Origin of the sequence: Bariatricus sp. SGI.154 (genome assembly GCF_050313795.1) — a bacterium.
Lineage (GTDB): Bacteria > Bacillota > Clostridia > Lachnospirales > Lachnospiraceae > CAMBRQ01.
Genome location: NZ_JBNPMC010000045.1, coordinates 1 through 13354 on the forward strand (window position 1 = coordinate 1; position 13354 = coordinate 13354).

General features: G+C 44.2%; 11 protein-coding genes and 1 other annotated feature. Of the genes, 5 read left to right on the forward strand and 6 right to left on the reverse strand.

All coding sequences use genetic code 11. The features are described from left to right. Positions 1-116: 116 nt before the first annotated feature. Positions 117-1559, reverse strand: coding sequence for a proline--tRNA ligase (gene proS / locus ACQRBN_RS15295; RefSeq protein ID WP_427739901.1), 1443 nt, complete (start codon positions 1557-1559; stop codon positions 117-119). 152 nt (positions 1560-1711) lie between these two features. Beyond that, positions 1712-1924: a binding site (T-box leader), on the reverse strand. A 99-nt stretch (positions 1925-2023) separates the two neighbouring features. Beyond that, positions 2024-2986 carry a calcium/sodium antiporter gene (locus ACQRBN_RS15300; protein WP_427739902.1) on the reverse strand — a complete coding sequence of 321 codons (963 nt, stop codon included), beginning with the start codon at positions 2984-2986 and terminating at the stop codon, positions 2024-2026. A 93-nt stretch (positions 2987-3079) separates the two neighbouring features. Here ACQRBN_RS15300 and ACQRBN_RS15305 point away from each other — a divergent pair, with 93 nt between their 5' ends. Next, on the forward strand, positions 3080-3826 hold the full coding sequence (locus ACQRBN_RS15305) for an RluA family pseudouridine synthase (protein WP_427739903.1): 747 nt from the start codon (positions 3080-3082) through the stop codon (positions 3824-3826). Between the two features lie 95 nt (positions 3827-3921). Here the strand turns inward: ACQRBN_RS15305 and spoVG are convergent, their stop codons facing one another. From spoVG to ACQRBN_RS15320, 3 genes are read right to left on the reverse strand one after another with little or no spacing between them, the layout of a single operon-like run. Beyond that, on the reverse strand, positions 3922-4191 hold the full coding sequence (spoVG, locus tag ACQRBN_RS15310) for a septation regulator SpoVG (RefSeq protein WP_427739904.1): 270 nt from the start codon (positions 4189-4191) through the stop codon (positions 3922-3924). A 34-nt stretch (positions 4192-4225) separates the two neighbouring features. Further along, the gene (gene glgD / locus ACQRBN_RS15315) at positions 4226-5344 is read right to left on the reverse strand and encodes a glucose-1-phosphate adenylyltransferase subunit GlgD (protein ID WP_427739905.1); all 1119 of its coding nucleotides are present in this window, start codon (positions 5342-5344) and stop codon (positions 4226-4228) included. Beyond that, the gene (locus tag ACQRBN_RS15320; protein ID WP_427739906.1) at positions 5341-6615 is read right to left on the reverse strand and encodes a glucose-1-phosphate adenylyltransferase; all 1275 of its coding nucleotides are present in this window, start codon (positions 6613-6615) and stop codon (positions 5341-5343) included. The genes glgD and ACQRBN_RS15320 overlap by 4 nt, the downstream gene beginning before the upstream one ends. Positions 6616-6840: 225 nt before the next feature. Between ACQRBN_RS15320 and murC the strand changes: the two genes are divergently transcribed. From murC to ACQRBN_RS15340, 4 genes are all read left to right on the forward strand, one after another. Continuing rightward, entirely contained in the window at positions 6841-8220 is a 1380-nt protein-coding gene (murC, locus tag ACQRBN_RS15325) for a UDP-N-acetylmuramate--L-alanine ligase (protein ID WP_427739907.1), read from the forward strand. A gap of 135 nt (positions 8221-8355) precedes the next feature. Beyond that, positions 8356-9402 (forward strand): DnaD domain protein, encoded by a 1047-nt coding sequence (locus tag ACQRBN_RS15330; protein ID WP_427739908.1) that lies wholly within the window; start codon positions 8356-8358, stop codon positions 9400-9402. 42 nt (positions 9403-9444) lie between these two features. Beyond that, positions 9445-10458: an ATP-binding protein gene (locus tag ACQRBN_RS15335; RefSeq protein WP_427739911.1), complete on the forward strand. Its 1014-nt coding sequence runs from the start codon at positions 9445-9447 to the stop codon at positions 10456-10458. Continuing rightward, positions 10445-11629: a ribose-phosphate pyrophosphokinase gene (locus ACQRBN_RS15340; RefSeq protein ID WP_427739912.1), complete on the forward strand. Its 1185-nt coding sequence runs from the start codon at positions 10445-10447 to the stop codon at positions 11627-11629. Before ACQRBN_RS15335 ends, ACQRBN_RS15340 begins: the two co-directional genes overlap by 14 nt. A 176-nt stretch (positions 11630-11805) precedes the next feature. Here the strand turns inward: ACQRBN_RS15340 and ACQRBN_RS15345 are convergent, their stop codons facing one another. Continuing rightward, positions 11806-13353 carry an ATP-binding protein gene (locus ACQRBN_RS15345; protein ID WP_427739913.1) on the reverse strand — a complete coding sequence of 516 codons (1548 nt, stop codon included), beginning with the start codon at positions 13351-13353 and terminating at the stop codon, positions 11806-11808. Between the last annotated feature and the right edge of the window lies 1 nt (position 13354).

Sequence of the window (13354 nt, forward strand, 5' to 3'; positions counted from 1 at the left end):
AATTTCTTTGCAAAAAAAAGTAGAGCATGTATTTCTACATACCCTACTATCTTAGGACGTTTTCTTAACTTAATGACATTGAAACTTCAAAAACCCCCGTCCCCAATTAAACGGAATTAATATGACTTGCCCCAATAAGCCATATGTTTCGCCGGCTTGCCACACCAGATACATTTGTCTGAGATCATATCTTCATCTTCAATCAGACATCTGGTTGCTGCACCGCCAGTTACATACTTAACTTCGCCTTCACATTCCGGATCACCACACCAGCAAGCCTTAACGAATCCACGGTTAGCCTTGAACTTCTCAACCATCTCATCTAATTCTGTTGCTGTATCAATATGGCTCTGAAGGAATGCATTGGCCTTATCGTACATATCCTGCTGCTCCTGCTCTAAGATATCACGCAGTTTTGTTGCAATCTCATCCAGGGATACCGCGATCTTCTCACGGTTATCACGACGAACAACAACAACCTGATTCTTCTCGATATCCTTTGGTCCAATCTCGATACGTGTCGGGATACCAAGCATCTCCTGCTCAGAGAATTTCCATCCGGTGCTCTTCTCAGAAGCGTCAATCTTCACTCTATATCCAGCCTTCTTCAACTCATCAAGAAGTGCATAAGAACGATCAAGCACACCTTCTTTGTGCTGTGCGATCGGAATGATTCTACATTCTACCGGTGCTACATGCGGCGGCAATACCAAACCACTGTCATCACCGTGAACCATAATCAGCGCACCAATACTTCTTGTAGACCATCCCCAGGAAGTCTCATATACGCTCTGAAGCTGATTATTCTTATCAACATATTTAATACCGAATGCATCCGGGAAACCGCTTCCGAAGAAATGGCTTGTTGCAGACTGTAGTGCTTTACCATCATGCATCAATGCCTCTATTGTATAGGTATCCTGAGCACCCGCAAATTTCTCATGTTCTGCCTTTCTTCCTGATACGAACGGAATCGCAAGCGTCTCTCTATAGCAATCCTCATATACGTGAAGCATCTGGATCGTACGTTCCTCCGCCTCTTCATATGTTGCATGGATTGTATGTCCTTCCTGCCACAAGAACTCTCTTGAACGCAAGAAAGGTCTTGTTGTCTTCTCCCAGCGAAGAACTGAGTTCCACTGATTCCATACTTTCGGAAGGTCTCTATATGACTGAACCGTCTTAGCCCACAGATCACAGAACATCGTCTCTGATGTAGGACGGATACACAATCTTTCCTGCAATCTCTCCATACCTCCATGTGTAACCCATGCTACTTCAGGTGCAAATCCTTCGATATGATCTGCTTCTTTTTCCAGAAGGCTCTCCGGAATCAAGGTTGGAAGATATACGTTCTCTACTCCTGTCTCTTTGAAACGTCTGTCCAGATCAGCCTGAATCAATTCCCAGATCGCATAGCCATTCGGCAAATAATTCAGACATCCTTTTACACTTGAATAATCACACAGTTCTGCCTCACGCACAACATCCGTGTACCATTGTGCAAAATTTTCATCACGTGGTGTGATATTTTCTACCAGTTTCTTTTCCTTTGCCATGTCTCTCTTCTCCTTTTCTTTTCTACGCAGGACCCTTGCCCCACTATGATTCATTGGGAGTCTTAATTTATCGATTTCCCGAAAATATTTTCGGCAATGTCCGGCAATCAAAAATCTTAATAATACAAAAACACCGGACCTTACGCTCCCGAAAAAGGGACCGAAAAGTTCGGCGGTACCACCCTAGTTAACTGCGACCCTCTCGCAGTTCTCTCTCTTCACCATTAACGCTGGCGTCACGCTGCATTTTCACACAGTGGCTCCAAGGTAGGTTCATTACGCATCAATACAAGAATCTTTCAGCCGGTGGATTCTCTCTCTGTGGAATCTCCTCTGTAATTACTATTCCTCTTCATCGCCAAACCCGTCTTCCGCAACCATCATTGCCGACAGGTTATTCGATTAAACGTAATTCTAATCCATTAAAATGTATTTGTCAAGGCAAAATCTATCGAAATCCACCTCTATCTTATCAGAATATATACAAAAAATGCCAGATATGCCAGCAAAAACATTGCCCCTTCTGTCCGTCTGATTTCTCGCTTACTGACCGCCGCCACATAGACGATCAGACTCGCCACGATTAGAAGCACAGTATCATAGATCGCCGCAACATCCAGCCGGATCGGCGTTATCGCCGCAGACACGCCGAGAATCAGAAGAATATTAAAAATATTCGAGCCAACTACATTTCCAACTGCCAGATCATTCTCTCCCTTGCCTGCTGCCACCATCGAAGTGACCAGTTCCGGAAGCGATGTTCCCAGAGCCACAATCGTAAGTCCGATAAACGTCTGGCTTAACCCGAATGCCTCCGCAATGTTACAGGCACTGTCTACAACCAGTTCTCCGCCCAGAACAATCCCGACAAGACCACCAATAATGTATAGCGCACTTTTTGCAGGACTCATCACCTTATACTCTTCCTCTCCTTCCATCTGATCCCTGGCGCCAAGCGCCTCTTTGACCGTCGCATCGAGGAAGATTCCAAACAATATCAGAAGCAGAACGCCTCCCCATCTTCCAAGCATAAAGTTCCCATCCCCGCTGAATATCTTCGTCGCCGAGAAATTCAGAATCAGGACAAGCAGAATCGCAGTAATTAATATAGAAAAAGGAAACTCCTTTTTAAGCAGGGACCATTTCGCCTGTACCGGGTTGACCAGCGAGCAGCATCCAAGCACAACCAGAAGATTGAATATATTAGAACCAAGCACATTGCTTACTGCCAAGTCATTGTTCCCTTGTATCGCTGCCGTGACACTGACTGACAATTCCGGCATACTTGTGCCAAACGCCACAACTGTAAGACCAATGATAATTGTCGGCACTTTTAAAAGTTTTGCCACGCTGGAACTTCCATCCACAAAAAAATCTGCTCCTTTTATCAATAACACAAATCCCAATATCAATAATATGTAATCCATCCCGCATACCTTCCCTGCTTTTATTTGCATATTTTTACACACTATGTTTAAATGATAAGAGCAGTAAGATTCAAAGTCAAGGAGAATTCATGTATGAAATCAGATACTTTAGAGATATTATACGAAGATAAACACATTCTGGTGTGCGTAAAGCCTCACGGAATCGCCACCCAGAGCAAGCGGATCGGCACTCCCGATATGGTCAGTCTGCTTAAGAATCACATTTATCAGAACTCTTCCTGGAGTACCTCTGACAAAGGAGAGCCTTACCTCGCCGTCATTCATCGGCTGGACCAGCCGGTAAAAGGAATCCTCGTCTTTGCCAAGACGCCATTTGCCGCCAGAGAATTGAACCGTCAATTACAGAGTCAGGGATTCGGGAAATATTACCGCGCACTTGTGGATGGGCAGCCGCCTCAGGAAGAAGATACGTTAGAAAATTACATGGTAAAAGACGCCCGGACAAACACCTCGAGAATCTGCACGCCAGATACTTCTGGTGCGAAAATCGCCCGCCTACATTATACGGTTGTCAAAAAGGGACAGGGCTATTTCAAAAAGGGACACCCCGATTCTAATTGGGGACGGGGGAAATTGCAATTTCCCCTGTCCCCTACCGAACTTGATATCCAACTGGACACCGGACGCCATCACCAGATCCGTGTCCAGCTTGCCAACATCGGCTGTCCGATTATCGGCGACACCAAGTATAATCAGCATTGCAAGGATTTCAGTGATTGGCAGGAAATTAGATTATGCGCTTACAGACTGGATTTTCAACATCCCAAGACACACACAATGATGCACTTTAATTTACAAAAAGGGACAGGGCAAATTTAAAAAGGGACAGGGTTATTTCAATTGGGGACGGGGGAAATTTCAATTTCCCCCGTCCCCAATTACCTAAATAAAAAAGAGAGCCTCCGCTCTCTTTTTTATTCCTCCTCATCTTCCAATGCTTCTTCGTATTTTTCGAGAATAATACTCTGAATACGTTCTCTCGTTCCTGAGTTGATTGGATGTGCAATATCTCGATACTCGCCATCTAATGCTTTCTTGCTTGGCATCGCAATGAAGAGTCCTTTTTCTCCTTCGATGACTTTAATGTCATGTACCACGAATTCTTCATCCATAGTAATAGACACTACTGCCTTTAACTTTCCTTCTTTTGCCACCTTGCGTACGCGTACATCTGTGATTTGCATATTTCCTCTAGCCCCTTTCTTACAAGCCGCAGCACTAAAGTGCATACCTCTCGTTCTTTTCCATAACTACCTTCACACCATTTTCCCCAACATGACGTGTATTTGCTCTGATCGTGTCACGACTTTCCACAATACAATTCTCAATATACGTATTGTCCCCAAGATAAACGTCATTCAGAATAATTGAATTCTTAATCACACAATTATTACCGACAAATGTCTTCTTGAAAAGGATCGAATTCTCCACCGTACCGTTGATAATACTTCCACTTGCCACAAGGCTGTTCTTCACAGCCGAGCCAGGATTGTACTTCGCTGGCGGCAGATCACTGACCTTAGAATAGATCTCCGGACACTCCCTAAAGAAATAATTCCTTACTTCCGGTTTCAGGAAATCCATGTTAGTCCGATAATAAGCATCTACTGTTGATATGTTGCTCCAGTAATCTTTTATCTTATAACCGTACATTTTCTTCAGATTCTTATATCTGATGAGAATATCAGTTACAAAATCATACCTTTCCTCCTCTGCGCAGCGTTCGATCAGGTCGATCAACAGCCTTCTTCTGATGATGTAGATTCCTGTTGAAATGAGGCTCGAATTCGCCACCATCGGTTTCTCTTCGTATTCCTCGATGCGCATAGATTCGTCTAATTTCAGGGTTCCGAAGCGGCTGGCATCCTCGCCTGGATCCAGTTCCTTGCAAACCACTGTAATATCAGCCCTCTTCTCAATATGATATTCCAACACCTTGTTATAATCCATCTTATATACAGCATCACCCGATGTAATAATCACATAAGGCTCATGGCATCTCTTCAGAAAATCCAGATTCTGGCAAATTGCATCCGCGGTTCCTCTGTACCAATAGCCATTATCCGCCGTAATCGTAGGGGTAAATACATACAAGCCCCCCTGCTTTCTGCCGAAATCCCACCACTTGGATGAATTCAGGTGTTCATTCAGCGAACGTGCATTATACTGAGTCAGCACCGCCACCTTCTGAATATGCGAATTCGACATGTTACTCAAGGCAAAATCAATCGCCCTGTAACTTCCGGCGATCGGCATCGCCGCAATTGCCCTCCTCGTGGTCAACTCGCGCATCCTGTTGTTATTACCGCCTGCTAATATAATACCTACTGCTCTCATGCTCGTCCACCTGCCTTTATCAATGTCTCTCCGCTTTCCAGTACACCATTCGGATAGTCATCTCTGGACGTCACACCACTAATGGCAGTATTCTTTCCAACCTGCACGCCACCCGGCACTACTGAATTCTCTCCAATCGTCACAAGACCGAACGAATAGATTGCCGGCTTTAACTTATTCGGCACATCGCTGCCGATTCCAAGCGTAACATTATCGCCAATCTCGCAATTCTCAGCGATGATCGCCCTGTCAATTACGCATCCTTTTCCTATCTTAACGTCTTTCATTATAATAGAGTCCCTGACAACCGCACCCTCTCCAATGGTTACCCCTGAACCAACGATCGAATTACGCACCTCTCCGTATACTTCCGATCCATTGCCGATCAGACTCCTCTCAATTACTGACTGTCCCGAGATATATTGCGGCGGAAGAATCTCGCTGTTAGTATAGATCTTCCAGAATTCTTCATACAGATTGAACTCCGGAATAATATCGATCAATTCCATATTGGCTTCCCAATATGAGCCAAGCGTTCCCACGTCCTTCCAATATCCGTTGAACTCATATGCAAATAATCTCTCACCTTTTTCATGACAATAAGGAATAATATGTTTTCCGAAATCACATCCCGGCTCGTCCTTCAATGCGAGCAGCGCTTCTTTCAACACCGGCCAACTGAAGATGTAGATACCCATAGACGCCAGATTGCTCTTAGGCGTGGCTGGCTTCTCCTGAAACTCCGAGATCTTGCCTCCGTTATCTGTAATCACGATACCGAACCTGCTTGCTTCCTCCATCGGTACAGGCATGGCTGCAATCGTAACATCCGCGTGATTCTCCTTATGGTAATCCAGCATCACCTCATAATCCATCTTATAGATGTGGTCGCCTGACAGGATTAATACATAATCAGGATTAAATGTCTCCATATAATCCAGATTCTGGTATATCGCATTCGCCGTACCGGTATACCACTCACTGTTGCTGCTTTTCTCATAAGGTGGAAGAATCGTAACTCCTCCGAAATTACGATCCAGATCCCACGGAATTCCGATTCCTATGTGTGTATTCAATCGTAATGGCTGATATTGCGTTAGCACTCCGACAGTATCAATTCCTGAGTTAATGCAGTTGCTGAGCGGGAAGTCAATAATTCTATATTTACCTCCAAATGCAACGGCCGGCTTGGCAACCTTCGCAGTAAGAACTCCAAGTCTGCTTCCTTGTCCTCCTGCCAGCAACATTGCTATCATCTCTTTTTTTCTCATGTCATCACCCCTCCTCAGTAATCTTAGGTTACATTATAGCATAGTTTTCCTTAGTCGTGAACAAATTTTACAAAAAAAATGAATTTTTCGTGAACATTTTATTAAAATATCACAAAAACTTACGACTTGGTTTTTTTTCCATATATGTATATAATAATATGAATAGAGAATTATTTTTATGACTATTTCCAAAAAGCAGCAAAACATACGAAAAGGATGGTATTTATGTATAAAATTAATTTTAAACAACCTGTACATGTACACTTTATAGGAATCGGCGGAATCAGCATGAGCGGTCTTGCAGAGATCTTGTTAAAAGAAGGATTTCGGATCTCCGGATCCGACAACAAAGAATCCGCCCTCACCAATCATTTGGAGCAGATGGGGGTAACCATATTCTATGGTCAGAAATCATCGAATATTATTCCTGGCATTGACCTGGTTGTCTATACCGCGGCAATCCACGAAGACAATGAAGAATATCAAGCTGCAAAGAAGAGCGGACTGCCAATGTTAAGCCGTGCGGAACTGCTCGGACAACTGATGACCAACTACGATACTCCAATCGCAGTATCCGGAACTCACGGCAAGACTACGACGACTTCCATGCTTTCACATATACTGCTTGCAGCCGAACTTGATCCTACCATATCCGTCGGCGGCATCCTAAAAGCAATCGGCGGCAATATTCGTGTAGGAGGCTCTAAAGTATTCGTCACAGAGGCCTGTGAATATACGAACAGTTTCCTTCATTTCTTCCCGAAGATCGGCATTATCCTGAATATCGACGAAGACCATCTGGATTTCTTCAAAGATCTGGATGATATCCGAGGCTCATTCCATAGATTCGCCGAACTTCTTCCGGAAGACGGAACCCTGATTATCAACGGAGATATTCCGAACCTTGACGGTATCACAGAGGGGTTAAAATGCCGAATTATCCGTTATGGCAGCAACAGTTCCATGGATTATAGTGCCACCAATCTCCTTCATAATAATCTGGGAGAGGCATCTTTTGACCTGGTAAAATCCGGCACTTTTGTCGACAGAATCTCCCTGTCCGTTAATGGAGACCACAATGTATCCAATGCACTGGCTGCAATCGTTGCTGCTGATATACTTGATGTTCCTCTTGAGGCAATCAAAACCGGACTTAAAGAGTTCCACGGAACGAACCGCCGTTTCGAGTTAAAAGGCGAAGTGAACGGCATCACCATTATTGATGATTATGCACATCATCCGACAGAGATTGCTGCATCCCTGACTGCAGCGCACAATTACCCGCACAAGGATATTTGGTGTGTCTTCCAGCCACATACTTATACCAGGACTAAGGCACTGTTCCCAGAATTCGTGGAAGCATTAATGAATGCAGACCATATCATTCTGGCAGATATTTACGCTGCAAGAGAAACGGATACCTTAGGCATCTCTTCCAAGGATATTGCAGATGCACTGAAAGAGAGAGGCTGTGACGCATATTACTTCTCCTCCTTTGGGGAAATCGAAGACTTCTGTATAGGAAAGTGTCATAAAGGGGACTTGTTGATAACTATGGGTGCCGGAGACGTTGTAAACATTGGGGAAGATCTCTTAAAACGTTAGTTATCCACATTTTCCACAGATTTTTATCCACAAAAAACCTGATTTTTGGCTCAAAAATTTCTTTTTTGCCGGTCTTTCTAGTGCTATAATATCTCTACGAGACACGAACTAAGAGGAAGGACTGGCGTAAGAACTATGAAGAGATTGACACTTACCAAATATGCACAAGTGAATACTACTGTGCTTGAGAATGAATTTATAGACCATTATATGATTAAGGCGAACGGCGAATATGTGAAGGTCTATCTTCTTCTTCTGCGCCATATGAACAAGTCTTGTGAGACTCTGTCCATCTCCGGGATGGCAGATATTCTGGAATGTACGGAGAAGGACGTGCTTCGCGCATTGAATTACTGGAAGAAGCAAGGACTGCTTGATTACCGTGACGAATCAGATCCCGGTCCCGGAACCGGCACACAGGCATCTCCTGCCACGCTTGACGAACACTCGGGTATGGTCGCAGATTCCTCAACCTCACAGCAGACAATCGCGCCCGAGAGTACGGCTCCTGCGCCGAATATCCAACAATACCGGAACCGCCAGGAACGCAAGGAGTTCAAAGAACTACTCTTTGTAGCAGAGCAGTATCTGGGCAAGACACTGTCTGCCGTAGATATTGATACGATTACATACTTTTTTGATACGCTTCATATGTCCGCAGAATTGATTGAATATCTGATTGAATACTGCGTAGAGAACGGTCACAAGAGTATGCATTATATCCAGAAGGTCGCACTGTCCTGGAACGAGCAGAAGATCACTACCGTATCGGCAGCCAAGTCCAGCACGGTCATGTACAACAAGAATTGTTATTCCGTTCTGAACGCTTACGGCATCAAAGGACGTGCTCCTGCCGCTTCTGAGACTGCTTATATTAAGAAATGGAACGAGGAATACGGTTTTACTTTGGACATTATCCTGGAAGCCTGTAACCGTACCATGAATACGATTCATCAGCCCAACTTCGAATATACGGATACGATTTTAAAGAAATGGCTCAGCAATAATGTTCATCATCTGAAAGATATTGACGCGCTGGATGCCAACTATCTGAAGGAAAAAGAACGCAAGAAAAAGCAGGCAGTTAAACCTGCGAATACGCTTAAAAGCAATAAATTCAACAACTTTAACGGTCGCTCTTACGACATGAGCGATCTGGAACGCAGATTGGTCCAGCAATAATCAGACCAGACCACATTATAGAGTAAGGAGAACTACCATTATATGGCACTTTCCAATTCACAATATGATCAATTAATGCGTGTATATGAACAACGGCAATTAGACAATGAGCATCGACTCAGAGACCGCTATCAGACAGCGTATTCTCTGATTCCGGCTCTTGAAGAGGTGGATCATGCCATCTCTTCTTTGAGCGTCAGGAAAGCCCGCAGACTTCTGGACGGAGACAGTTCTGCGCTTACTTCTTTAAAAGAAGAACTAAGTTCATTGGTGCTTAAGAAGCAGCAGTTGCTTAAGTCTCACGGATTACCGGAAGATTATCTGGAACTTCACTATACCTGTCCGGATTGTCAGGATACCGGATATATCGGAACCGCCAAATGCCATTGCTTCAAGAAAGCAATTACCGATCTTCTATATACTCAGTCTAATTTACAGGAGATTCTGGATAAAGAGAACTTCTCTACCTGTTCTCTGGATTACTATTCAAGTAATCATATCGATCCTCTCACGGGAAGATCTTCGCTTGAATCTATGCAGACCGCTTTGAAGGTCTGTCATGAATTCATAGATACTTTTTCCGATGAATTTCATAACATCCTGCTATACGGAGACACAGGGGTTGGCAAGACCTTCCTCTCTCATTGTATTGCCAAAGAATTAATCGATGCATCTTATTCCGTTGTATACTTTACAGCAACTCAATTATTTGATATATTTGCACAGAGTACTTTCGGTAAGAAAGACGGACAAGCGTCCGATACTTATGAGCATATCTATGACTGCGACCTGTTGATTATCGATGATCTGGGAACAGAACTTGCGAACTCATTCACCACATCGCAGTTATTCATCTGTCTGAATGAACGTATATTGAGACAGAAAGCAACCATAATATCAACCAATCTTGCATTGGACGATATACAATCCATCTATTCTGAGCGGACTTTCTCCCGTATCAGCAGCAATTACACGATTCTGCGCCTCACGGGTGATGACATCCGCATCCAAAAAAAACTATTAAACCTGGGAGGTACAAAAGATGTTACGCCGTAATGATCGCATTTTAGAAAACATACCGGTAGGAGCACTTGGAATCATTGCTCTTGACGGCTGCACAGAAATGGGAAATAAGGTAAACGACTACATTGTAAAGTGGAGAAAAGAAGAAGGACACGCCCAAAAGGATGAAGCTGTTTTTAATGGATATGAGCGTGATACTTATCTGATCGATGCAAAAGTTCCTCGCTTTGGCTCAGGAGAGGCCAAGGGTATTATCAATGAATCCGTTCGGGGTAAGGATATCTATCTGATGGTGGATGTCTGCAATTATAGCCTGACTTATTCACTGACCGGACATATCAACCATATGTCTCCTGATGACCATTACCAGAACCTGAAACGTATCATTGCCGCTATTGGAGGCAAGGGACGCCGTCTCAACGTTATTATGCCGTTCTTATATGAGAGCCGCCAGCATAAGAGAAGCAGCCGCGAATCTTTGGACTGCGCACTTGCACTTCAGGAACTGGTACGCATGGGTGTAGATAATATTATTACATTCGATGCACATGACCCAAGAGTACAGAACGCGATTCCGTTGAATGGTTTCGAGACGGTTCGCCCTACCTATCAATTCATCAAAGGTCTGCTCCGCCGGTTTGATGATCTGCAGATTGATGCTGATCATATGATGGCTATCAGCCCGGACGAAGGTGCAACCGGACGTGCTGTATATCTGGCTAACGTATTGAACCTTGATATGGGTATGTTCTATAAGCGCCGCGACTATACGAAGATCGTAGATGGCCGCAACCCGATCGTTGCACATGAATTCCTTGGTTCTTCTGTAGAAGGCAAGGATGTCATCATTCTGGATGATATGATCTCCTCCGGAGACAGCATCCTGGATGTTGCCCGCCAGTTAAAGCAGCGCAAAGCAAGACGCATCTTCGCCGCAGCAACCTTCGGACTGTTCACCAATGGTCTTGAGAAATTCGACCAGGCATACGAAGAAGGCATACTTGACGCAGTCCTTACGACGAATCTGATCTATCAGACACCGAAACTGCTTGAGCGTCCTTACTATATCAATTGTGATATGAGTAAATATATCGCATTGATGATTGATACGCTGAACCATGATGGGTCTATCAGCAGTATCCTGAATCCGGTTGACCGTATTCACCATGTAGTAGAAAAATATAAAAATGGAGAGGAAGTCTAAGATATATCATAAAAGCACCACCGACAGGATCTGCCACCGGCAGTTCCCTCCTGATGCTTTGCCAACTAAAATCAGCGTATTAAAAACCGGTGCGGCAAAAGCCACACCGGTTTTTGAAAACGAATCTTGTCTTCTTAAATCGTCCGACATTTTTTTGCAATGAATCGTTATTCCCATCAGAACAAAAATTCATGATATGCAATCCCCAGTTCATCAAGCATCTGCTTCTCCCTCTTCTGGCAGGTAAGAATCACCACCTGACGCTTATTCTCACTCAGCCACTTAAGTGTATTGCCAAGGCGCACATCATCATAATACGCAAATGTATCGTCAAGCACCACCGGGTATTCTTCCTCATGAAGCAATCCGCCTGCCGCCATACGAAGCGCAAAGTAAATCTGCTCCACCGTTCCCCTGCTTAACTGTTCCATCGGAATCCTCCGCTCATGACCAAATACACTCATATGAAGCCCTTCATCTACGATCAGCCTTGAGTATTTTCCATTGGTAATCTGCCGCAGAATCTCCGATGCATTCCCATTCAGCCGCTTCTCCAGATCTTTCTGCAAGTTCCCTGACAATTCGTTCAACTGATCTATCGCCATCTGAAGAGCCAAGCGTCTCTTATCATATTCCCGATAATCATCGCTGACCTCATCCAACTCCGCCAACTGTTCCTGAAGGTTATTATATTGGATCTGCTTCTCCTTCAGTTCCGCTTCCAGATGAGACCGCTCCCACACCAATTTTTCCAAAGGAATCTTCTCCTCTTCCGGCGTGATCTCCTCCAGCATGATCTCCGGCAGCGTCTTCTCCTGCTTCTTCCCCACCTTCATCCTGTTCCAGACGTATAATCCACAAGCAAGAAAGACAATAATCGCAACCAGATAGTTCCAAGGCTTTGTAATCAGGACAAATGCAAGTGCTACAATAATAACGAATAATATAATCTCAATGGGATGGATCCGCCATTTTGCAGGACGCAATTCATCAATCATCCGCTTCTTCTCTGCTTCTTCCCGCTCTTCACGTTCCTTTCGATGCTCCAGTTCTTCAGCAATGCGGTTCCGTTCTTCTTCCAGGTGATGTACATCCCTCCACACATAGGATGCTTCCTGCTCGATCTGCTCCCTTTTCTGCTGCTTTTCAATCAGGGAATTCTTTACATCACGCTCCAGAACCCGCTTTTTCTCCCGCAGATCCTCCAGTGCTTTCGCCAGATTAATCTCACTGTTCCCCGTAGCATAGTAATTGGTCGCATAATTCTTGAATTCCGTTTCAAGGGACTGGCTAATCTCTACTTTCAACTGTCCCACAGACACGGTATTCTCATAATTCCCGGCGCTCAGTCCTCCAAGCAGCACATCCAGATCGCCGTCTACGATTGAAAACTGTTCTCCATCATCTTCGCAGATCAGTTCTGCTTTCTTAGAATATTTATCAAAATTCTGGTCAATCCGAAAAAGCTTCCCACCGCTTCTGAATCTTAATGCACCCGAATAATAATTCGGATTCTCCCAAGGCTCATATATACTATATGTATCGTTAACAGATGCCCGTCCTCTGCCCCGTTCCATTCCAAACAGCATCCCTTTGATAAAGGTATGAATGGTGGATTTGCCGGACTCATTCTCCCCATACAGGATATTGATTCCATCATATAACTGTATGCGTCTATCTGTAAATTTTCCAAAATTCTTTAAAATCAGTTCCTGAAATTCCATG

Bases quoted from the DNA above. Each gene is read 5' to 3' on its own strand.
- ACQRBN_RS15340 (WP_427739912.1), top strand. From the start codon at position 10,445: ATGTTACGCCGTAATGATCGCATTTTAGAAAACATACCGGTAGGAGCA.
- proS (WP_427739901.1), bottom strand. From the start codon at position 1,559: ATGGCAAAGGAAAAGAAACTGGTAGAAAATATCACACCACGTGATGAA.
- glgD (WP_427739905.1), bottom strand. From the start codon at position 5,344: ATGAGAGCAGTAGGTATTATATTAGCAGGCGGTAATAACAACAGGATG.
- ACQRBN_RS15345 (WP_427739913.1), bottom strand. From the start codon at position 13,353: ATGGAATTTCAGGAACTGATTTTAAAGAATTTTGGAAAATTTACAGAT.
- ACQRBN_RS15300 (WP_427739902.1), bottom strand. From the start codon at position 2,986: ATGGATTACATATTATTGATATTGGGATTTGTGTTATTGATAAAAGGA.
- ACQRBN_RS15335 (WP_427739911.1), top strand. From the start codon at position 9,445: ATGGCACTTTCCAATTCACAATATGATCAATTAATGCGTGTATATGAA.
- ACQRBN_RS15320 (WP_427739906.1), bottom strand. From the start codon at position 6,615: ATGAGAAAAAAAGAGATGATAGCAATGTTGCTGGCAGGAGGACAAGGA.
- ACQRBN_RS15305 (WP_427739903.1), top strand. From the start codon at position 3,080: ATGAAATCAGATACTTTAGAGATATTATACGAAGATAAACACATTCTG.
- murC (WP_427739907.1), top strand. From the start codon at position 6,841: ATGTATAAAATTAATTTTAAACAACCTGTACATGTACACTTTATAGGA.
- spoVG (WP_427739904.1), bottom strand. From the start codon at position 4,191: ATGCAAATCACAGATGTACGCGTACGCAAGGTGGCAAAAGAAGGAAAG.
- ACQRBN_RS15330 (WP_427739908.1), top strand. From the start codon at position 8,356: ATGAAGAGATTGACACTTACCAAATATGCACAAGTGAATACTACTGTG.